Annotated in this window: 14 protein-coding genes and 2 tRNA genes; 5 read left to right on the forward strand and 11 right to left on the reverse strand. The window is 66.3% G+C overall.

What is annotated here, in order from left to right; translation table 11 throughout:
- From AC3A3W_RS15080 to AC3A3W_RS15090, 3 genes are all read right to left on the reverse strand, one after another.
- A complete protein-coding gene (locus AC3A3W_RS15080; protein WP_487443834.1) occupies nt 1–954 on the reverse strand; it encodes an electron transfer flavoprotein subunit alpha/FixB family protein in 954 nt (317 codons plus the stop codon).
- Between the two features lie 15 nt (nt 955–969).
- Complete coding sequence (locus AC3A3W_RS15085) at nt 970–1,770, reverse strand: electron transfer flavoprotein subunit beta/FixA family protein (protein WP_487443879.1); 801 nt, start codon at nt 1,768–1,770, stop codon at nt 970–972.
- A 250-nt stretch (nt 1,771–2,020) separates the two neighbouring features.
- On the reverse strand, nt 2,021–3,742 hold the full coding sequence (locus AC3A3W_RS15090) for a trypsin-like peptidase domain-containing protein (protein ID WP_487443835.1): 1,722 nt from the start codon (nt 3,740–3,742) through the stop codon (nt 2,021–2,023).
- A gap of 297 nt (nt 3,743–4,039) precedes the next feature.
- On the opposite strand from AC3A3W_RS15090, the gene AC3A3W_RS15095 reads away from it, so the two are divergent.
- From AC3A3W_RS15095 to AC3A3W_RS15105, 3 genes are all read left to right on the forward strand, one after another.
- Complete coding sequence (locus AC3A3W_RS15095) at nt 4,040–6,094, forward strand: TPM domain-containing protein (RefSeq protein WP_487443836.1); 2,055 nt, start codon at nt 4,040–4,042, stop codon at nt 6,092–6,094.
- Nucleotides 6,095–6,202: 108 nt separating this feature from the next.
- Nucleotides 6,203–7,006 carry a PspA/IM30 family protein gene (locus AC3A3W_RS15100; protein ID WP_487443837.1) on the forward strand — a complete coding sequence of 268 codons (804 nt, stop codon included), beginning with the start codon at nt 6,203–6,205 and terminating at the stop codon, nt 7,004–7,006.
- Nucleotides 7,007–7,104: 98 nt separating this feature from the next.
- Complete coding sequence (locus AC3A3W_RS15105; protein WP_487443838.1) at nt 7,105–8,529, forward strand: cryptochrome/photolyase family protein; 1,425 nt, start codon at nt 7,105–7,107, stop codon at nt 8,527–8,529.
- 22 nt (nt 8,530–8,551) lie between these two features.
- Here AC3A3W_RS15105 and AC3A3W_RS15110 read toward each other — a convergent pair whose 3' ends face one another.
- The 5 genes from AC3A3W_RS15110 to AC3A3W_RS15130 form a co-directional block, all read right to left on the reverse strand.
- Entirely contained in the window at nt 8,552–9,487 is a 936-nt protein-coding gene (locus tag AC3A3W_RS15110; protein ID WP_487443839.1) for a cytochrome b/b6 domain-containing protein, read from the reverse strand.
- A gap of 161 nt (nt 9,488–9,648) precedes the next feature.
- Nucleotides 9,649–9,725 (reverse strand) — tRNA-Met (locus AC3A3W_RS15115).
- Between the two features lie 135 nt (nt 9,726–9,860).
- A tRNA-Met gene (locus tag AC3A3W_RS15120) sits at nt 9,861–9,934 on the reverse strand.
- Nucleotides 9,935–10,109: 175 nt separating this feature from the next.
- Complete coding sequence (locus tag AC3A3W_RS15125; protein ID WP_487443840.1) at nt 10,110–13,097, reverse strand: UPF0182 family membrane protein; 2,988 nt, start codon at nt 13,095–13,097, stop codon at nt 10,110–10,112.
- Nucleotides 13,098–13,273: 176 nt separating this feature from the next.
- Nucleotides 13,274–14,422, reverse strand: a complete 1,149-nt coding sequence (locus tag AC3A3W_RS15130) for a YlbL family protein (protein WP_487443841.1) — start codon at nt 14,420–14,422, stop codon at nt 13,274–13,276.
- Between the two features lie 248 nt (nt 14,423–14,670).
- Here AC3A3W_RS15130 and AC3A3W_RS15135 point away from each other — a divergent pair, with 248 nt between their 5' ends.
- Nucleotides 14,671–16,110 (forward strand): zinc-dependent metalloprotease, encoded by a 1,440-nt coding sequence (locus AC3A3W_RS15135; protein WP_487443842.1) that lies wholly within the window; start codon nt 14,671–14,673, stop codon nt 16,108–16,110.
- 26 nt (nt 16,111–16,136) lie between these two features.
- Here AC3A3W_RS15135 and AC3A3W_RS15140 read toward each other — a convergent pair whose 3' ends face one another.
- The 3 genes from AC3A3W_RS15140 to nudC all read right to left on the reverse strand — a co-directional run bounded on the left by AC3A3W_RS15140 (nt 16,137) and on the right by nudC (nt 19,991).
- The gene (locus tag AC3A3W_RS15140) at nt 16,137–16,712 is read right to left on the reverse strand and encodes a M48 metallopeptidase family protein (RefSeq protein ID WP_487443843.1); all 576 of its coding nucleotides are present in this window, start codon (nt 16,710–16,712) and stop codon (nt 16,137–16,139) included.
- Nucleotides 16,712–18,844, reverse strand: a complete 2,133-nt coding sequence (locus tag AC3A3W_RS15145; RefSeq protein WP_487443844.1) for an ATP-dependent DNA helicase UvrD2 — start codon at nt 18,842–18,844, stop codon at nt 16,712–16,714. The genes AC3A3W_RS15140 and AC3A3W_RS15145 overlap by 1 nt, the downstream gene beginning before the upstream one ends.
- A gap of 94 nt (nt 18,845–18,938) precedes the next feature.
- Complete coding sequence (gene nudC, locus AC3A3W_RS15150; protein ID WP_487443845.1) at nt 18,939–19,991, reverse strand: NAD(+) diphosphatase; 1,053 nt, start codon at nt 19,989–19,991, stop codon at nt 18,939–18,941.
- 153 nt (nt 19,992–20,144) lie between these two features.
- Between nudC and AC3A3W_RS15155 the strand changes: the two genes are divergently transcribed.
- Entirely contained in the window at nt 20,145–21,521 is a 1,377-nt protein-coding gene (locus AC3A3W_RS15155; RefSeq protein ID WP_487443846.1) for a macrolide 2'-phosphotransferase, read from the forward strand.
- Nucleotides 21,522–21,523: the final 2 nt, after the last annotated feature.

A 21,523-nucleotide genomic window follows, 5' to 3' on the forward strand; every position in this document is an offset into this window, starting at 1 on the left:
TCAGCCCTTGCGCTTCTTGATTTCTGCAGTGGCCTGCGGGAGTACTTTGAAGAGGTCGCCGACGATGCCGAAGTCCGCAATTTCGAACACCGGAGATTCGGCGTCCTTGTTCACGGCCACGATGACCTTGGCCGTCTGCATGCCGGCCTTCTGCTGGATGGCGCCGGAGATCCCTGCTGAGATGTAGAGCTGCGGGGAGACAACCTTGCCGGTCTGTCCGACCTGGGCGTCGTGGCTGATCCAGCCGGCATCGGTGGCGGCGCGGGAGGCCCCCACCGCTGCACCGAGGGCGTCCGCCAGTTCCTCGACCGGGGTGAAGTCCCCGTCCAGGCCGCGGCCGCCCGCCACCACGATCCGGGCGTCCGTGAGGTCGGGGCGTCCGCTCGCGACCTTCTGCTCGCGGGCGGTGATCCGGGCAGCCGTGGCGGCCGCATCGGCGGGAACGTCCACCGTCACGGTTTCGGGCGTGGCCGGCGCTGCGGCAGGTTCTGGATTCACGCTGTTGGCCTTGACCGAGAACACACTGACGGGCGTGGTGGCCTTCGCCGCGGTGGCGTAGGACCCTGCCAGCACCGACTTGTGGGCGGTGCCGTCGGCGTCAATTGCGACGACGTCGGTGATCACGCCGGCGCTCAGGCGGATCCCGAGCCGGGCCGCGATTTCCTTGCCCTCGGGCGAGTTGTCCAGCAGCACCGACGTGGCGCCGGACTTGTCCACTGCGGCCGCCACGAAGGCCGACTTGGCGGCCACCAGGTAGTCATCCAGGTCGTCGGCGGACGGGTGGTAGACGGCGGCGGCTCCGTAGGCACCCAGGGTGGCGGCGGCGTCGTCGTGCAGTTCGCCGTTGACTGCGACGGCAGTCTCCCCGAGGGAGCGGGCGATGGTCAGGAGTTCCAGGCTGCTCTTCTTGAGGACCTGGCCGGGGTTGTCAATGAATACGAGTACGTTTGCCATGTGTTGTGATCCCTCTTAGAGCAGCTTCTGGGCGGCCAGGAAGTCCACCAGCTTGATGCCGGCGTCGCCTTCGTCCGTGATGATGGTGCCTGCCGTGCGGGGCGGGCGCTCCTCGGCCGACGTCACCGTGGTCCAGGACCCGGCGTGGCCCACCTGGGAGGGGTCGACCCCGATGTCAGCCAGCGAAAGCGTGGTGATGCTCTTGCGCTTGGCAGCGATGATGCCCTTGAAGTTGGGGTAGCGGGGTTCGTTGATCTGGTCCGTGACCGATACCACTGCGGGCAGGGAGGCCTCGACGGTCTCGGAGTGGGTGTCCGCGTCACGGCGTGCGGTGACCCTTCCGCCGTCGACCTCCAGTGAGGAAGCGAACGTCACTTGGGGAAGCCCCAGGCGCTCGGCGAGCTGGGCCGGCACGAGGGACGTTTCGCCGTCGGTGGACGCCATGCCGGTGAGGACGAGGTCCACCGGGCCGTCGCCGCCCAGGTGCCGGACCGCGGCCGCGAGCGCCAGGGACGTGGCGGCGGCGTCTGAACCGGTCAGGGCGTCATCCGTGAGATGAACGCCCTCGGTGGCTCCGATCTGCAGGGACTTCTTGATGGCGTTCACGGCCCCGGCCGGGCCCATGCTGAGGGCGATGACCTTATTGCCTGCCTTGCTGCCGCCGCGCGCCTCGATCAGCTGCAGCGCGGCCTCCAGGGCGTACTCATCCAGCTCGGACAGGATGCTCTCGTCGCGGTCTGTCGTGTGGCCCTCGCCGCTGAGGTGCCGGTCAAACTGGGCGTCCGGCACATGCTTGACCAGGACGATGATCTTCAATGTCTCTTCCACTGTATTTACAGCAGCCTTCCATGCTTGTGGATAGCCAGCCGGGTGAGGTCATGGCCGCGGAACGCCCGGGGTACGGGTAGGTCCTAGCTAACCATATAGGGGCGTGCCGGCGCCGTCCCGTGTTAACGCCTGTGTCAGAGCAGCCCCGGTTTCTCGGCAACCGACGACGGCGGGACCCACCTTCCGGTGCGTCCCGCCGTCGTGTGTGCTGCCTGGCTGAGGTTCTGCTTGGGGTTGCCTACTGTTCGGCTGCGGCGCCGAGTGTCACATCCAGCTGCTGTTCGCGGCCGTTGCGCTGGATGGTGATCTTCACGGAGGCACCTGCCGGCTGCTCCCGGACTGCTGCGGTCAGCTGGTTCGGGTCACTGATGGCAAGGTCATTGAAACGCGTGACGACGTCGCCAACCTTGATCCCTGCCTTGGCGGCCGCGGAATTCGCCTCCACCGTGGCGACATCCGCCCCGATGGAGAAGCCCGACGTGGAATCCGAGGAGGACTTCTCCTTGACGCTGACTCCGAGCTGGCCGTGCGTGGCCTTGCCGTTGTCGATAATTTCTTGGGCGACGCGCTTGGCGTGGTTGATCGGGATGCTGAAACCGACTCCGATGTTGCCCGTCCCGGTCGCCGCCGAGCTGCCGCCGGCCGACGCGATGGCGACATTGACGCCGATGATCTCGCCCTTGCTGTTCACCAGTGCACCGCCGGAGTTGCCCGGGTTGATGGCCGCATCCGTCTGGATGACGTTGATGGCGATGGAGCCCTTGTTCGCTGAGCTCTGGCCCTGTCCCTGTCCGGGGGGAGCGAACTCGAAGCCCTGGTCACCGCCCTGGGAGTTGTCCTGGCCGCCCTTGGGCGCTGCCGAGGAAGCCACGCTGATGGTCCTGTTCAGGGTGGAGACGATTCCGTCGGTGACTGTGCCGTTGAGGCCCAGCGGCGAGCCGATGGCCACCGCGGTGTCGCCGACATTCAGCTTGCTCGAATCGCCGAGGGTGGCAGGGGTGAGTCCTGAGGGATTGTCCACCTTGATGATGGCGAGGTCGGACAGGGGATCAGTTCCAACGAGTTTCGCGGACAGCACCCGGCCGTCGTTGGTGCGAATTTCAATGTCCGCATTGGCGACCGTGCCGTCCAGCGTTACCACGTGCGTGTTCGTCAGGATGTGACCCTGGTCGTTGATGATGACGCCGGAGCCGGTGCCGCCGTCGCTGCCGCTGGTGGCCTTGATGGTGACAACGCTCGGCGATGCCTTGGTTGCGGCCGCCGTGATGGCGTTGACGTCATCCTTGTTGTTGATGATGACGGTTTCGGGCTGGCCTCCCGTGCTGACTGTCGGCGCGGTCCCGCCGTCGAACAAGTTCCCGGACCCCACCGTTGCCACACCGCCGCCCACGAGGCCGGCTGCGAGGATGCTGGCAACCAGGGTGCCGACGCCGAAGGTGGCCTTGCGCTTGGGCGCGTTGGCCCGGTTGTCCTGGAATGCAGGGTGGACGGCGTGCTGGGCGTGCGCGGGCTGGTGGCTGTGGTCACCGGCGTGCTGCGGTGAATGCTGCGGCGCGGCGGCGAACTGCTGGGTGGCAGGCCCGGAGTGCTGGCCGTAGAACGGAGCATGCTGGGGGTATACGGGACGCTCTCCGTTGCGGGGCTCGTGCTGCCCGTTGCTGCCCGGCGTATCCCCCGCACCCTCCGCATCCTCCGGGCGGTCCAGGCGCAGGGTGGGGTTTTCCTGGCCGTGTGAGGCTGGGGCGGACTGCTGTTGGGTGCCCTGCTGTTGGGCGCCCGGCTCGTGGGCCGGCAGGTCTTGGGCCGGCACATGCTCGGTTTCGCTCGCCGTTCCGCCGTCCGGCTGGTTTTCCCCCCGCTGGAGACCCTCCGGGCGCGCCGGCCGAGCCGTTGGATCAGCGGGCCGCCCTGCAGGATCTCGGTTCTCGGGAGCTGACCCCGGTACTGGGTTCTCAGTCATTGGATTTCCTTTCATCCTCGTCTGTATTAACTATGGACGATGCGACTGAAACTAGGGCGGACGTTTGCTGGGAGCTTCCTGAACGCGCTCGGCCCCGCGATGTGGCGGTCCGCTCAAGGGTGGCAGCGCTTTTCGCTGGTGGCATATTCCCGGCCGTGGACGGCCCCCTTGGTGCACCATAGAATCAAGAAGAATTGCCACAGCGACCTGCGGCTTTACACCCGGCGTGGGGGCGCTGCTGCATTCTGAGACGGCTGATTCATCCTGAACCAGCCGCGGGCGTGCTGAAGGGTTGCCATGCGGTCAATGTTGAAACGTGTATTCGCCGTGATCGGCCTGACTGGAATGCTGGCGCTTCCTGCCACAGCAGCCTGGGCCGAGAATCCGGTCACACTCGATCCTGTCACGAAGATTGTCGATACCGCCGGTGTACTCGGCGGCAAGAAAGCCGACGTCGAAACGGCCATCAAGAAGCTCGGCACCGACCACGCCATGACGCTGCATGTCGTGTACGTCAAGAAATTCGAGAACCCGTCGGACCGGGTGGCATGGGCCGCCGATGTTGCCAAGAGGGCAAGCCTGGGCCCGAACGCCATGCTGCTGGCCGTCGCGACGGATACCCGGCAGTACCAGCTCAGCAAGCCGTCCAACAGCAAGATCACCAACGCCCAGCGCGAGTCCATCATCAAGAGCGCAGTTGATCCCCAGCTCCGCAACGGTGACTATGCCCAGGCCGCCATCGACACGGCGGCCGCCGTTGGCGACGCCGCCGGCGGCGGAAGCGGAAACGTTCCGTCTGGCGATGGTGCGGGCACAGCGGTGCTCGTTGGTGTGGGCGTGGTGGCCGCCGGTGGAGCGGGAACGTATCTTTACCTCCGCAACCGTCGCAAGAAGGCCGCCCTGGCCTCCAGCGGGAGCTACGGTCCGCAGGGCGCCGAACTCGATCCCCTTGCCTCGATGAGTGTTGAGGAACTCCGCCGCAAGAGCGGTTCGCTCCTCATCGAAGCCGACGACGCCATCAAGTCGAGTGAGCAGGAACTGGGCTTCGCCGAGGCGCAGTACGGCGAGGCCGCCGTCGGAAACTTCACTAAGGCACTCCAGGAGGCCAAGGGCCACATGTCCGAGTCGTTCAAGCTGCAGCAGCAGCTGGACGACCACATCCCTGACACCGAAGAGCAGCAGCGCACCTGGCTGGGCGAGATCATCCGCCGGTCCGAGGCGGCCCTGGCCTCCCTGCAGGAGCAGAAGGCTGACTTCGATTCCCTCCGTGAGCTCGAAAAGAACGCGCCGCAGGCGCTGGCCGCCGTTGATTCCGGTGCGGCCGCTGCCGACGCAAAGATCACCAACGCTGAACGTACGCTCTCGGAGCTGCGCGGCAAGTACGCCGAGAGCGCACTCGTCCAGGTTGCGGACAACATCACACAGGCCAAGGAGCGCCTCGCGTTCGTGCAGAACGCAAGCAGCACCGCGCGCGAGAAGCTGGATGCGGGAGAGGGAAGCCTGGCCGCAGTCGCGGTCCGCGCCGCTGAGGAGAGCCTGCACCAGACCAACGTGCTCCTGGACGCCATTTCGAAGGTGTCCGGCAGCCTGGACGAGGCCCGGCAGGGACTCGAGGCGGCCGTCGTGGACACCTCCCAGGACCTGGCCCAGGCAAAGGCCATCATCCAGTCCGGCGCCCACCCGGAGCTCGCCGGGCCCGTGGCCGGCGTCGAGGCCGCCCTCGCCCAGGTGAAAGCCGAGATCCAGGGTGGCCGGATTGACCCGATCGCCACCCTCGAACGGGTGGAAACTGCCCACCAGTCGCTGGACCGTTCGCTGAGCGGCATCCGTGACCAGCAGGAGCAGTCCCGCCGTGCGCAGGCCTCACTGCAGCAGACCATCATGTCCGCGCAGGCACAGATCAGCGCCACCTCGGACTACATCACCGCCAGGCGGGGCGGCGTGGGAACGGAAGCCAGGACACGCCTCGCCGAAGCGCAGCGCAACCTCGACTACGCGCTGTCCATCTCACGCAATGACCCCGTCACGGCACTGACCTATGCCCAGCAGGCCCACGCGCTGGCTGCGCAGGCGGCGCAGCTCGCCCAGTCCGACGTCGACAACTTTGGCGGTTACGCCAACCAGGGGTACGGCCGCGGCGGCATGTTCGGAGGCGGCGGAGGCGGAGGCCTCGGCGGCGCAATTCTGGGCGGCATCCTGATCAACTCCATCCTGAACGGCGGAAGCGGCGGCGGCTGGGGCGGCGGCCACAGCGACGGCGGAGGCTGGGGCGGTGATTCCGGCGGCTTTGGCGGCGGAGATTCCGGCGGTGGAGACTGGGGCGGCGACTTCGGCGGAGGCGGGGACTTCTAGCCAGAACAAAGACGACGCCGGCCGGATCTTCCGGCCGGCGGGTAAAAGCGGTACATCAACTGATCACCGGATTCAGTGGGAAAACTGAGCAGGACGAAAGGTATCACCATGGTTAAGCAGTCCATTTTTGGCCGCATGGCGCAGCTCGCAAAGGCGAACATCAACTCCTTGCTCGATCAGGCCGAGGACCCGCAGAAGATGCTCGACCAGATGGTGCGGGACTATTCCAACAACATCGCCGAGGCGGAGTCGGCAGTGGCGCAGACCATCGGTAACCTTCGGATGCTGCAGGCCGATTATAACGAGGACGTGAAGAACGCCCAGGACTGGGGCAACAAGGCCTTGGCGGCTTCGCGGAAGGCCGACGAGTACCGCAGCGCCGGCGACATGGTCGACGCCCAGAAATTCGACAACCTGGCCAAGGTGGCACTGCAGCGGCAGATCGCATCTGAAAACGAGGCCAAGGCCGCCGAGCCCAGCATCGCATCGCAGACGGACGTTGTGGAACGTCTCAAGACCGGCCTGGACCAGATGAAGGGCAAGCTGAACCAGCTTACGAGCAAGCGCAATGAGCTGGTGGCCCGCTCGAAGACCGCAGCCGCCCAGACGCAGGTTCACGACGCCCTCAAGAGCATTGACATCATGGATCCCACCAGCGAGGTGGGCCGCTTTGAGGAAAAGATCCGCCGCGAGGAGGCAAAGGTGCTCGGCCAGCAGGAGCTAGCCGCGTCCAGTCTCGACGCGCAGTTCAACCAGCTTGAAGACCTTGGCGAGCAGACCGAGATTGAGGCCCGCCTTGCCGCGCTGAAGTCCGGCGGGGCCAAGCCGGCCATCGGTGCCGGGGGTACGGCAGGTTCCGGATCGGCAGCCATTGGTTCCACCGTCGACGAGGCTGACTTCGACAAGCTGTAGGAACGCCAAGCTGTAGCAGCGTCAGCGGACGTACGAAGAAGGCCGGGATCCCTGCGGATCCCGGCCTTCTTCCTACCCGCGGCATGTAGCGTGGAACCATGTCTTCCACGATTGTCTGGCTCCGGGACGACCTTCGCCTCGACGACAACCCAGCTCTTTCGGCGGCAGCCGCAAGCCCGGACCGGATGACCGTGGTGTACATCCTGGATGAGGACTCCCCCGGCATCCGTCCGCTGGGCGGTGCGGCCAAATGGTGGCTCCACCATTCGCTGGCCGCACTTTCCGCAGACCTGGAATCCAAAGGCTCGCGCCTGCTCCTCCGGCGCGGTGCCGCCTCCGCCGGACTCCGTGCGCTGGCCGAGGAGACGGACGCAGGGCAGATCCTCTGGAACAGGCGCTACGGGCTTGCCGAACGGACCGTGGACGCCGGCATCAAGGAATGGGCCGCCGGGCAGGGCATCACAGCCACCAGCTTCCAGGCGAACCTTCTCTTCGAGCCATGGACCGTCCGGACGGGCACTGGCGGACCGTACAAGGTTTTCACGCCGTTCTGGCGGTCGTGCCTGGCCGGCGCGGAGCCAAGGATGCCCGCTGATGCCCCGCAAAGCCTCCCCCCGCAGGCACATGATGCCAGCGGGTCGCTGCCCGTCAGTGACAGCCTCGAGGGCTGGGGGCTGCTCCCCCGCCAGCCCGACTGGAGCGCCGGGCTCGCGGAAACCTGGACGCCCGGGGAACGGGGCGCGGGCCTGCGGCTGGAGGACTTCCTCGACGGACCCGTCGAGGAGTACGGAACCGGACGGGACCTGCCGGGTGTCGAGGGCACCAGCCGGCTCTCCCCGCACCTCCGCTTTGGCGAAATCAGCCCGTTCCGGGTCTGGCAGGCACTTCGCCAACACTTCCCACGGAACGCTCCTGCCGACGTCGGCATCTTTCGAAGCGAGCTTGGCTGGCGGGAATTTTGCTGGCACCTGCTCTATGAGAACCCTGGCCTCGCCACGGACAACTACCGCCGCGAATTTGACCGCTTTGCCTGGCAAACGCCGTCCGACGCGGAACTCACGGCCTGGCAGCAGGGCCGCACCGGCTATCCCCTCGTTGATGCCGGCATGCGTCAGCTGTGGCAGACGGGCTGGATGCACAACCGCGTCCGCATGGCCGCGGCATCATTCCTGGTGAAGAACCTGCTGGCGGACTGGCGCCTGGGCGAAGCGTGGTTCTGGGACACCCTCGTGGACGCCGATGCCGCGAGCAACCCCGCCAACTGGCAGTGGGTGGCCGGGTCCGGGGCGGACGCCTCGCCCTACTTCAGGATCTTCAACCCCGTCACCCAGAGCAAGAAGTTTGATTCCCGCGGACGGTACCTGCGCACGTTCATCCCTGAGCTGGCTGATCTGGACGACAGAACCATCCACGAGCCGTGGAAGGACAGCACGGCGGCCAATGCCTATCCTGCACCGCTCGTGGGGCTGCAGGAGTCACGCGCCAGGGCCCTGGACGCCTACCAGCAGCTGAAGGACGGCTGACATGCTCCGCCGGCGCCTGCGGTCAGCGGCTGGTGACCTTCCCCATCAGGGAAGCAATCGGGCGCAGGAACAGCGGCCTGGCCAGGAACCAGGCCGCGACCATGACTGCGACGGACGCGGCAAAGATCCAGACGCCCGCCCAGCCGGCATCGTCACTGGCGGCGTACATGTGGTTGAGGTTCCTGAGAGCCCCAGTAGCCAGTACGAGGAACACGTGCACCGCTATGAACGCGACGAAATAGACCATCACGGGGAAATGGATGGCGCGCGCGGCTTCGATCGGGAAGGCCTTGTTCAGCCCGGCTGCCTTCTTGGGCCAGGCCGCTGACATCCGCAGGCCGGTGATGAAGGAGAGCGGGGCGGCAATGAAGACCGTGGCGAAATACGCCAGCAGCTGCAGAGCGTTGTAGTTGACCCAGCCGTTTTCGGTGGGCCAGTCCAGCGACGCATACTGCAGGGCGGCCGACAGGGCGTTCGGGAAGACGTCCCAGCTGGTGGGCACGATCCGCATCCACTGGCCTGTGGCGAAGAGCAGCACGGCGAAAACCAGGCCGTTGAGGATCCACAGCGCGTCGAGGGTCAGATGGAACCAGAGTTCCAGGGAGATCTTGGTGGGGGCGTTCTTGGTCTTGATCAGGCCCTTGTTGTTCCGCGTCCAGTAGCCGCCGGGGCGCGTGGTTGTCCGCACCTGCCAGCCCGTGCGGATGATGAGCAGCAGCAGGAACGCGTTGAGGAAGTGCTGCCAGCCGAGCCAGGCCGGGAACCCGACCGGTGCGCCCTCGGGGAGTTCGGAATGTCCCGGGTAGTCCGTCAGGAAGGACTGGACACCGGCAAGGCCCGTGGCCCACTTTGCGAGCAGAACCACCAGCACTGCTGCCACGAGGACCGCCGGCACCGTCCAGTAGAGCCTGGACCGCTTACCTTTCGCCGTGCCGGATTTGTTCTTCGTTGTGGACATCGAAACTACATTCCTCTCGAGAATGACTGAGACGGGCAACTGCCCCGGCCGAAACACTCCGGGCCCTGCGAAGAGAATACTAGGAACTGCCAGAACGTGAACAAAAGCTACCGGGAAGCGAAAAGCCCCGGCCGGTTGATCACCGGCCAGGGCTTCTTCTGTGGTTGCGGGGACAGGATTTGAACCTGTGACCTCTGGGTTATGAGCCCAGCGAGCTACCGAACTGCTCCACCCCGCGTCGCTTGATCAACTGTACCCTACTTTCGCGGCCTGAAATGCCACCCCCCGGGCGCCGCCCGGAGAGCCAGCCCTGGGCGGAGTCCGGACAGCAAAAGGCCCGGACCACCTGACGGTGATCCGGGCCTTCTCTCAGTTGCGGGGACAGGATTTGAACCTGTGACCTCTGGGTTATGAGCCCAGCGAGCTACCGAACTGCTCCACCCCGCGTCGCAAGAACAACTCTACCGTCCGGTGAACAGCAGGCCAAATCGAGAAGACGTGATCTGCGTCTCCCCATCGGCGCCACTCCGCCAGTCAGCTTTCAGGCCCATGAGGAAGGCCCGCCCTCCGTTCCCCTTGCGGGAGCGGACGGCGGACCTTCAACCCTGGTATGCCCGGAGCCTCAGCTGCTGGGGGTCGGCGCCGGCGTCGCCGACGGGGACTGCTCCGAGGCCGGAGTGGTGGCGGCAATCTTCGCCTCGGCGTCGATGGCCTTCTGCAGTGCCGCGTTCAGCTTCTTCTGCTGCTCGCCGTAGGCTGCGAAGTCGCCCTTGGCCAGCGCTTCCTGCCCGGCCTTGATGGCGGCGTTGGCTTCTGCCAAGGCGGCCTTCAGTTCGGCGCGGGCGTCCGTGGTGCCCGGGGCAGGCGTTCCTCCTCCGCCCGGCGCCGGCGGAGTCTGGCCGTTGTTGGCAGAGTCACCGGCAGCGGCTCCGGAGTCACCGCCGAAGAGCTGGTTCAGGGCCTCGTCCAGGGTGGGGGCAAAGCCGATCTTGTCGCCGAAGGCAACCAGCACGCGCTGGAGGGTCGGGTACGAGGTCTCGCCGGTCGACCGGAGGTACACCGGCTGGACGTAGAGCAGACCGCCGCCGGCAGGAAGCGTGAGGAGGTTGCCGTTCAAGACATCCGAGGCACCCTGGCGGAGCAGGTTAAGTGCCTGCGAAACGGTCGGGTCGGAGTTGAACTTGTTCTGCGCCTGGCCCGGTCCGGGCACCTGTGCTTCCGGCGGCACCTGGAGGAGCCTGAGCTTTCCGTAGGACTCGGCCTTCACACCCTTCTGGCTGCCGGCATCCGAGTCGGCTGCCAGGAAGCCGTACAGGACGTTCCTCGCGTTGCCGTCAACCACCTGCGGGATGAACGACGACGTCAGCTGGAATGCGGGCTTCTCCTGGCCGGGCATTTGCAGGGACATGTAGAACGGCGGCTGCTTGACGTCCTCCGAAACCGTGGGGTCGTTCGGAACGCTCCAGGCGTCGTCGTTCTTGTAGAAGCTGACCGGGTCAGTCACGTGGTAACGGCCCAGCAGCTCGCGCTGCACCTTGAACAGATCCTCGGGGTACCGGACGTGGCTCATGACGGCGGCGGACATCTCGGAGTACGGCTTCAGTGATGACGGGAAAACCTTCTGCCAGGCCTTCAGCAGCGGGTCCTGGTCATCCCAGGCATACAGCGTGACGGACCCGTCGTACGCATCGACGGTGGCCTTCACGGAGTTCCTGATGTAGTTGACCGAGGTATTGGGCAGAGCCACGGTGCGCTGCGCAGCGGTCTGCGAGTCGGTGGTCGCATCCGACAACTGTTCCTGCTGGGAGTACGGGTAGTACTGGCTGGTGGTGTAGCCGTCCACGATCCACTTGACGCGCCCGTCGACGACGGCGGGATAGGCGTTCCCGTCGACCGTCAGGTACGGCGCCACCTTCTGCACGCGTTCGCGGGGATTGCGTTCGTAGAGAATCTGCGAGGCCGGGTTCACACCATCGGACAGCAGCAGGTCCGAGGACTGGAACTTGATCGAGTACAGCACCCGGTTGAGGAAGCTGCCGACATTCGGGCCGCCGTTGCCGGTAAACGTGTACTGCGTCTCGCCGCCCGTGTCCTTGCCGGAGGGACGGTCCTGCTCGCGGTGCGGTGCCCCTTCCGGGGCGCCCACGATCGAATACTCCGGGGAATCCTCGCCGAAGTAGATCCTGGGTTCGTACGTTTCATCGTTGCCCAGGACACCGGTGGACGGAATCCCCGACTGCAGGAACTCCGGCTTGCCGTCGGCGGTGAACTTGTTGCCCTTGGCCGCCACCACGCCGTAGCCGTGCGTGTAAACGACGTGGGTATTCAGCCAGGACTGCTGGTCTGGGCTCAGCCCCTCCGGGTTCAGTTCACGCACGGCAATGACGGTGTCTTGGACCTTGCCGTCAACCAGATACCGGTCTACGTTCAGCGAGTTCGGGAACTGGTAGTACGGGCGGTACTGCTCAAGCTGCGAGAAGGCATCCGAAATAAGGTTCGGATCCAGCAGGCGGATATTGGCGGTGGTCTGCGCGTCCTTTGCCAGTGCACCGGAGGCGGCGTTGGTGGTGGCGTTGTAGCGGTCCACCTGCACCTGGTCGAGGCCGTAGGCCGCCCGGGTCATGCCGATGTTCCGTTTGATGTATTCGTTTTCGAGGGTCTGTTCCGAGGGACGGACCTGGAACTGCTGGATAACCCACGGGTAGACACCCCCGGCGAGGATGGAGGTGATGACCAGCATTGCCGTACCGATGAGCGGCAGCCGCCACCTGCCAATGACAGCGGCAACAATGAACAGGATGGCAACGAGGATCGCGGCGACGGCCAGGATCGACTTGGTGGGAATGACGGCGTTGACGTCCGTGTAGAGCGCACCTGCCCATCGGCCGCTGTTGTTCTGGACTGCGGCGTAGCGGTCCAGCCAGAAGTTGATGCCCAGGAGCACAAGGAACGAGGCGCCCGTCACGGCCAGATGGATCTGCGCGGCGCGGCTGGTGAAGATCCCGCGTTCCATGATCCGGATGCTGCCGTAGAGGTAGTGGGTCAGGATGCCCGCGATGCCGGCAACAACCGCCACGCTGATGAGGAATCCGACGATGAAGCCCAGGAACGGGAGCGTCATCAGGTAGAAGCTGATGTCCAGCCCGAATTCCGGGTCATTCTGGCCGAAGGGTTCCTGGTTGAAGAACAGCAGCACCTTCTGCCACTGGCTTGAGGCGGCACTTCCGGCGAAGAGCCCGAACAGCACCGGCAGTCCGATCATGACCACCCGGCGCACTGGTTCAAGCTGCGCCTGGTAGCGGTTGAGGTTGTCCCGGATTTCGGAATCCGGGGCGTACACCGGGCGGGCGTGGTAGGCGATCCGGATGGCGTAGAACACACCGGCGAACATGACCGCGAAACCCGCGGCGAAGATGCTGATTCTTGCCACGTTTTCCGTCAGGAAGACTTCAAAGAAGCCCAGCTGCTGGTACCAGAGGACGTCCGTCCACACGTTGGCGAAGAAGATGAAACCGACGACGACCAGCGCAACGACAATGAGCGTCGGCGTCAAGGCACCGCGCTTTGGCTGGAGTCTTCCGGGCGGGGTGGGGCTGGCAGGACGGGACAAACTCGGTACCTCATAGCTTTGTCATTTGCTGATCATATTTTTAAGTTTCCGGGGACAACATGCATGGCGCGTTGCACCAGCGGCGCAGAGCACGTGTCAGCTTGCTCGGCCCGCCACGCGCAGCGGCTGTCAATTAATGCCACGAGCGGCAACGGGCCTTAGTTCCTGCCTTTAGTCTAGTTGTTTGCGCAGGCCGGAAGGCCCGATGTGTCCCCTCCGCTCGCGGCCAATTCCACGGCGCGCTTCGCCTCGTCCAGATTTTCCACCTTGACCACCTGCAGGCCTTCTGGGACATGCCCTGAAACCTCGGCGCAGTTTGCCGCCGGCGCGAGGAACATCGTGGCGCCGTCGGCCCGGGCCCCGTGCATCTTGACCGCGACGCCGCCGATGGGTCCCACCACGCCGTCCGGGGAGATCGTCCCTGTTCCGGCGATGTGCTTGCCGCCGGTGAGGTCCCCGGGGGTCACAGTGTCGATGATGCCCAGGGCAAACATCATTCCGGCGCTAGGGCCGCCGACCTTTTCCAGCGAGATCTTAACGTCGAACGGGAACGTGAAGCGGTATTTGAGGAGGACCCCCAGGATGAACCTGCCGGAGTCGCTCCGGGCCGGGGTCACGGTTTCCGTGACGGCCTTGCCCTCGCGCTCCACGACGATGACGGCGGGCTTGCCCGTTCCGGCAGCCAATTCGTCCTGGACAACGGAGAGCGACGTGATCGGCTTGCCGTTGATGGACGTGAAGACGTCACCGGGCTTCAGCTTCCCCTGCGAGGCAGAGCCCTCCGACAGTTCAGCGACCTCCAGCTTCTGCCCGAAGGGAATGTCGAGCTCCTTCAGTGCCGAGGCCACAGCATTCTCCTGCGACGTGGTCATGGCCACCGCGCTTTCCTGCTGGGACTGCTCCTTGGTGACGCCCGTGGGAAAAATCAGCTCCTGCGGATAGACGGCCTTTGAACCGTCGATCCACGCCGAGAACGCTTCGAAAACGCTGACCGGGCCGTTGGGGCCGCCGTCGACATAGACCGTGGTGAGGTTCAGGTTCCCTTCCGCCGGGTAGGTATCGCGCCCCGTGATGCTGATGACTGGCTTGCCGTTGTCCTGGCCCAGCGTGTTGAACGTGGGTCCCGGTGACTCGACGACGTACGGGACAGGCAGCACGGCGGCCGTGACACCGAGGACCAGGGCAATGAGCCCTGACAGCGTCATCGCGGAAACACGGGGATCACGCGCTGCGGCAGGGCGTGACCCGGCCGTGTCCGCCGATTCGCCGCCGGCGGCAGGAGCCGCGGACTCGTCTGAGGGCTGATCGCCCTTGGTTATCGTCACAGAAAGGACCTCTCCGCACCGCGGTCAACCTACGCAGTCGCCTTACGCAGCCGGCCTACACAGTGCTGGGGCTGCAGCAGGCGGACAGCCCGCTGCAGCCTGCAAACATTCCGACTACTAACACTACGCGTCTTGGCGCTGCTAAAGCTCTTTGCCTACAGCGAACGGACCGCCTTTGGGCAGACAGTCGCTCTCGCGCAGGGGTAGCGTGAAGGTGATCAATAGTCACACCGACGATCGGCGGGATCATGACCTCCAACCCACTCAATCCGTCCAACGGCGACGAAAATCCGAAGGATCCGCTGGCGGAGATGCTGCAGAACCTCATGGGCGGCAAGGGCATGGGTGACATCGACCCCTCTGAACTGGCCAAGGCCGCGGGGCTCCCGGATGACCCCAACCTCCTGGCGCAGATGTTCTCGCAGGTCCAGGCCATGATGAGCGCCCCCTCCGAGGGTCCCGTGAACTGGAAGCTCGCCCATGACAATGCCCGCCGGGTGGCCGCCAGCAGCACCGACCCGTCGGTGACAGCGGCCCAGTCCCGGGAGGTGGACGAGGCCCTGCGGCTGGCTGAGCTCTGGCTGGACCAGGTGACAGACCTCCCCGCCACCGGCCTGATCGGGAAGGCCTGGTCCCGGGCTGAGTGGGTCGAGGAGACGCTCGGGACGTGGAAGCGGCTCACCGAGCCGGTAGCCAACAGCGTCGCCAACGCGCTCTCCAGTGCCATGACCGAGCAGATGCCTGAGGAAATGAAGTCCATGATGGGCGGCGCCTCCTCGATGCTGCAGAACATCGGTGGCGCCATCTTCGGCATGCAGCTGGGACAGGCCATCGGTGCCCTCTCCGCCGAGGTGGTCAGTTCCACGGACATCGGCGTTCCCCTGGCCGACCTGGAAATGGCGCTGCTTCCCGGCAATGTGGCCAGATTCGGCGAGGGCCTCAGCCTGCCGGAAAACGACATCCGCCTGTTCCTTGCGGTCCGCGAGGCCGCCCACGCCCGCCTGTTCGTCCAAGTCCCCTGGCTGCGGGGGCACCTGTTGGGCGCCATTGAGGCCTACGCCCGCGGCATCCACATTGACACGTCCCGGATCGAAGAGCTGGCCCGGGACCTGGACCCCAGCAACCCGGAGGGCATTCAGGAGGCCCTCTCACAGGGAGTGTTCATGCCCAAGCGGACGCCGGCGCAGGAGCAGGCCCTGCAGAAGCTGGAAACCGCGCTGGCGCTCGTTGAAGGCTGGGTTGATGAACTCACGGCAGCGGCCACGGAGAAGGTACTCCCCTCCGCCGCGGCGCTCCGTGAGACGGTCCGGCGCCGCCGCGCCACCGGCGGTCCGGCCGAACATGCCTTTGCCTCGCTCGTGGGGCTCGAGCTGCGCCCGCGCCGGCTCCGGGAAGCGGCAACGCTGTGGGCCTCGCTCAAGCAGGAACGCGGCATCGAGGGCCGCGACGCCATCTGGAAGCACCCTGATCTGCTGCCCACCGCCGAGGACTTGGACGACCCCAAGGGCTTCAGCGAACGCCGCCAGTTGGCGGAGGCCAGCGACAGCGAAGTGGATGACGCCCTGACGAAGCTGCTGGATGGCGGCTTCGACACCCCCGAGGCAGGAACAGCGGCAGCAACGGAGCCAGATACAGAGGGCGGCGCGAAGGACGACGACGGTACAAAGAAAGACGACGGCGCCCAGTAGGGCGGCCGCTCGCCCCTGCCGACGGGTCAGTCCCCTGGGACTGGCCCGTCGGCAGTTAATCCCCGCGAGGTGGCGAAAGATACGCCCTCCAGGAAAGCCTTGGCCCGAGCGGTTTCAGGGTAGGCCTCCAGAAGCCGCCAGAAGGAAGCATTGTGTCCGGCGACCAGCAGGTGAGCCAGTTCATGGAGCAGCACGTAATCGATGACCCACTGCGGCATGGGCCGGAGCTTGTCCGACAGCCGGATGGACCCGTCCGCAGGGGTTGCCGAACCCCAGCGCGAGTTCTGGTTGCTGACCCAGCGCACCGACGTCGGCGCGGCCCTGCCCCCGAGATACCGTGCCGAGAGATCAGCCGCGTGGCTGGCAAGGGCGGCATCTGTCGCGGGACGCCTCCCGCCTTTGGACTGCCGGTCCCCCTGGACCTTTAGTTTGTCGAGCATCCGGCGCACCCATTCGGCTTCCTGCGCCCTGCTGAAGTTTGCGGGGATGGCGACGACGGCCGTGCCGTCCTCCCAGAACGCGGCCACCGTGCGTCGCCGCCGGGCCGACCTGCGGACGACGACGGGCGCGCCGTCGTGCGTTTTCAGCTGCACGTCCGCCATCACAGGACGCTGCTTTCCGCGAGGACCGTCAGGACGGCTTCACCGTAGCGCTCCAGTTTGGACGGGCCGACGCCTGCCAGCCGTGCCAGCTCCTCCAGGGAGGTGGGCCGGGCCTCGGCGATGGCGGTGAGGGTCGCGTCGGTAAAGACGACGAAGGCCGGCACGTCGGCGGACAGCGCAACTTCCCGGCGCCATTCCCGGAGCGCGGAGAAGGTCTGCTCCTCGTATGTCGGCGGGCACTGGCTGCAGCGCCCCACCTTCCGCTCGGCTCCCGTGGACAGCATGCTGCCGCAGACCCGGCAGGACGCCGGGACGGCAGCCTTGCGGCGCGGCGCAGGACCCTTGCCCCTTGCGGCGGAACTTGCCACGGAGTCGGGCCGCAGGCCGTCCAGGAAGCGGGAGGGCTTGCGGTTGGCCCGGCCTCCCGGCGTCCGCGCCGTGGACCACGACAGGGCCAGATGCTCTCTTGCCCGGGTAATGCCCACGTAAAGGAGCCGGCGCTCCTCATCCACCGCCTCCGGAGTATCCGCGAAGGAAATGGGCATCAGGCCTTCGCAAAGGCCCACGAGGAAAACCGCATCCCATTCAAGGCCCTTCGCTGCGTGCAGCGAGGCCAGCGTGACCCCCTGCACGGTGGGCGCATGCTGGGCGAGCGAGCGTTCCTGCAGTTCGTTGACGAAGTCCGCGAGGCTGAATCCGCTCCCCCGGCTCAGAGCCAGCTCGTCCGCCAGTGCCACCAGGGCAGCCAGCGATTCCCAGCGTTCCCGCAGGGCCCCGCCGCTGTGCGGGGCAGAGTCCGTGTAGCCAAGGGACGCCACGATGTCCCGGACGATCTGGCCGAGTGGCTGCGGCGACGATTCGGCCACTGCCCGTGTGGCCGCCCGCAGCTGCAGGATGGCGTCGCGGACCTCCTTGCGCGCGAAAAAGCGCTCGCCGCCGCGCAACTGGTAGCCGATGCCCGCCGAGGCCAGGGCCTGCTCGTAGGCCTCCGACTGCCCGTTGGTGCGGAAAAGGACCGCGATTTCACTCGCCGGAACACCGGCATCCAGCAGTGCCCGGATCTTTTGCGCCACCGTCGCGGCCTCGGCTTCGTCGTCCGAGCACTCGGTGAACTGCGGCAGGGGGCCTGCGTCCCGCTGGGCAACCAGCTTCAGCGGCGCCGCCCAGGCGGCGTCAGCGACCGGCCCGCCGCTGCGACGGCCCGCGAGGAGGTCGTTGGCCAGCTGGACGACCTGCGGCGTGGAGCGGTAATCACGGATCAGCTTCACCACGTTGGCCTTGGGGTACATGGCCTTGAACCCCAAGAGGTGCTTGGGCGATGCGCCTGTGAAGGAATAGATGGTCTGGCTCGCGTCGCCCACCACGCACAGCTCGTCCCGGCCGCCCAGCCAGAGCTCGAGGAGCCGCTGCTGGAGGGGCGAGACGTCCTGGTATTCATCGACCACAAAGTGCCGGTACTGCTCCCGCACCGTGGCAGCCACCTTGGGGTCCTCCTGTAGGATGCCGACGGTGATCAGGAGGACGTCTTCGAAGTCGATCACGTTGCGGTCGGTTTTGACGTCCTCGTAGGACTGGAACACCCTTGCGACGGCGGTGAGGTCAAAGCCGCCCGGGTTTCCCCGGTCCTGGGCATTCTCAAGGTAGTTGGCCGGCGTGAGCATGGAAACCTTGGCCCACTCGATCTCGGAGGCCAGGTCCCGGATGGAAGCCCGGTCCGTGCTCAGGCGCAGCCTGCGGGCTGCCTCGGCAATCATCTGCGCCTTGTGGTCCAGCAGGTTCGGCAGCGTGCCGCCCACTGCCTGGGGCCAGAAGAACTGAAGCTGGCGCAGCGCCGCGGCATGGAAGGTCCGGGCCTGGACGTTGCCTACGCCCAAGTCGCGCAGCCGGCTGCGCATTTCGGCCGCGGCCCGGGCGGTGAACGTCACGGCCAGGAGCCGCTGCGGACTGTAGACCCCGGAGTGTACGCCGTAGGCGATCCGGTGCGTGATGGCGCGGGTCTTGCCGGTGCCGGCGCCGGCAAGGACGCACAGCGGTCCGGTGAGGGTGCTGGCCACCTCACGTTGCTCGGCATCGAGGCCGCCCAGGATGCGGTCCTCCAGGGAGGCATTGCCGTCAGGAATTTCTATAGTCACGTCTGCTGCTCAGTAGGAAGGAGGGATGGTGTACCGCGCCGGTGACGGGCGACGGCGATAGGGGCAGCAAGCTGCCCTGGCGCTGTTCCCAGCGTCACTCGTCTGCTGGCCGGTCCTGGATGACCCCGCCGTACCAGTGCTCAATGAGGGACCGGGCGATGGACAGTCTGGTGGAAATGACGATCTCCCCGCTCAGCACGGCCGCTTGGAGTTCGTCCCGGCTGAACCAGCGCGCACGGGTGACCTCGACGCCGTCGGGCTGTGCCTCCGTGTCATCAGTGACGGCGGTGAAGCCGAGCATGAGGGAGGCGGGGAACGGCCAGGACTGGGAGCCGAGGTACTGGCACGCCTTGACCCGCACGCCCACTTCCTCGTGGATTTCGCGGACCACCGCCTGCTCAAGGGACTCCCCTGGTTCCACGAATCCCGCCAGCGTGGAGTAATTCTTGGCGTCGAGGGGCCCTCCGCCGCCGAGCAGCAGGCGGCCGTCCGGGCCCACCACGGTGACGATGATCGCGGGATCCGTGCGGGGATAGTGCTCGGAGTTGTCATCAGGACAGCGCCTGACCCAGCCGCCCGCCTCGACGTTGGTGGGCGTGCCGCATCTGGGGCAATGCGTATGGGTGGCATGCCAGTTGGCTATGGCGCTGGCCTCGACAAAGAGGGCCGTGTGGGTGGGGTCCAGCCGGGCAGCGACATCCCGGAAGCCCTCCCATGAGGCATCCGCGGGCAGTCCCGCGGTGCCGGGATCCACCGGTGCGGGCAGGATGAAAAGGAGGATCCTGGTCCCCTCCGGCAGCGCGCTGGAACTGAGGGCTGCCCCGAGGTAGACGACGAGCGATGGCCCCGAGTCCACGTCCTGAAGCCGTCCCCGCAGCTGAGTGGCATCCGCCAGCACCAGTGCATCGTCATGGACAAGGGCCTGCCGTCCGGAGAGCACCATGGCCTTTGCCTGGCCCGATGCCAGCAGTTCGTCGACAAGGCCCGGTTCCATCCGCTCCACGGACCCGCGGTTCACGAGGGCGGGATGCACGGGAAGCACGGTGTCGAACAGGTGATTCGCGGGCAGATCACCCGCTGGCAGGTGATTTTGCCGCGCCGTGCCGGGTGGCTGAATGACCGGCGCAGCGGCCTCCGCATGACTCATGTATCCACCGTACTGACTCGGGGTGACAATTCACATTTCCCCAGGCGGTTCCGGGAACCCGCACCCGCTCCGGAACGCTGTTATTTCCGCCGGATCTCAAGACTCGCCGGGACACATCGTTGTCTTGGACGCGAGTCAATCTACCGTGGAAGCGTGAGAAGAGAACCGATCGAACTGGCAGCTGTGGCAACCGCGGCAGTCCCCGGACTGAGCCCGACCGCAGTGAGTTCCGCCCCGGACGACCCCGCGGACTTCGACTCGGCCCTCCTCCTTGATTCCGAAGGCAAGCGCTGGCGGGTCCGTTCGCCGCGGCACGCGGAGGCCAGCACCCGGCTCGAGACGGAGTTCCTGGTGCTCCGCGCTTTCGCCCCGGCTATCCGTGCCGAGCTGCCTTTTCTGATGCCGACGGTGGCCGGAACGGTCCGGCAGGAGAACCTGACCACGTTTGTGTATTCCCACCTGAACGGCGCCACGCGCACGGTCGAGGAGCTTACCGCCGGATCGCAGGAGCTCGCCAGGGAGATCGGCACCGCGCTGGCGGCCATCCATGACCTTCCCCGTGCGCTGGTCAGCAATGCCGACCTGCCCAGCTACACACCGAATGAGTTCAGGCAACGCAGGCTCAATGAACTCGACATGGCGGCAACCACAGGAAAAATCCCGCCGCTGCTCCTCCGCCGCTGGGAACACGCCATGGAAGACGTCTCGCTGTGGCGATTCAATCCCTGTGTGGTGCACGGCGACCTGCACGAGGACAATCTGCTGGTCGAAAAGGACCGGGTCACTGCCGTCACCGGCTGGACGGACCTGCGGATCGGCGATCCCGCCGATGACCTTGCGTGGCTCGTCGCGTCCAACGAGCAGGACTTCGTGGATGCGGTGGTGCGCCACTACACGGAGCAACGCCGGGACGCCCCGGACAACCACCTGCTGCGGCGGGCGGCTCTCTCGGCGGAATTCGCACTGGCCCAATACCTTGTCAAGGGGATCGCGGCTGACGACCGCGGCATGATCGCCGAAGCGGAATCCATGCTCAACACGCTGGCGGACGACATCGCCGAGCACGGCGGACAGCCGATCAGTGTGGAGCCCCTGCCGCAGCCGTCGGTGCCGCCCGCGCCGGCAGGTCCGCCCGCCGTCGCTCCCGGGCAGGGGGCTGAAGGGCAGAGGGCTGACGGTCCGGTAACGGCTCGACCGGGCGCAGTCTCCGTCCAACCCATCCCGGTTCCGGCCGCAGCCGACGCCGCTCTTTCCGGCACTGATGTCGCCGCCACCGATGTTTCCACCCCTAATTTCTCGGGGCAGTTGCCCGCGGTGCACGTTGCGCCCATTCCCGTCGAGGAACCCGGCCAGCACAGCCCGGCAGTGCCTGACGGCCCGGCAGGGCCCGACAACGCAGCCGATCCCGACAGCGCGGCAACGCCAGAGAACGCTGCAGCGCCAGACAGCACAGCAGGGCAGCGGCCCGCGCTCTCGGCGGACGACACGTCCACCACGGCACTCACGATCGTCGACTCCAAGGCCACGTGAGG

Source organism: Arthrobacter sp. Soil_N43 (assembly GCF_057655195.1).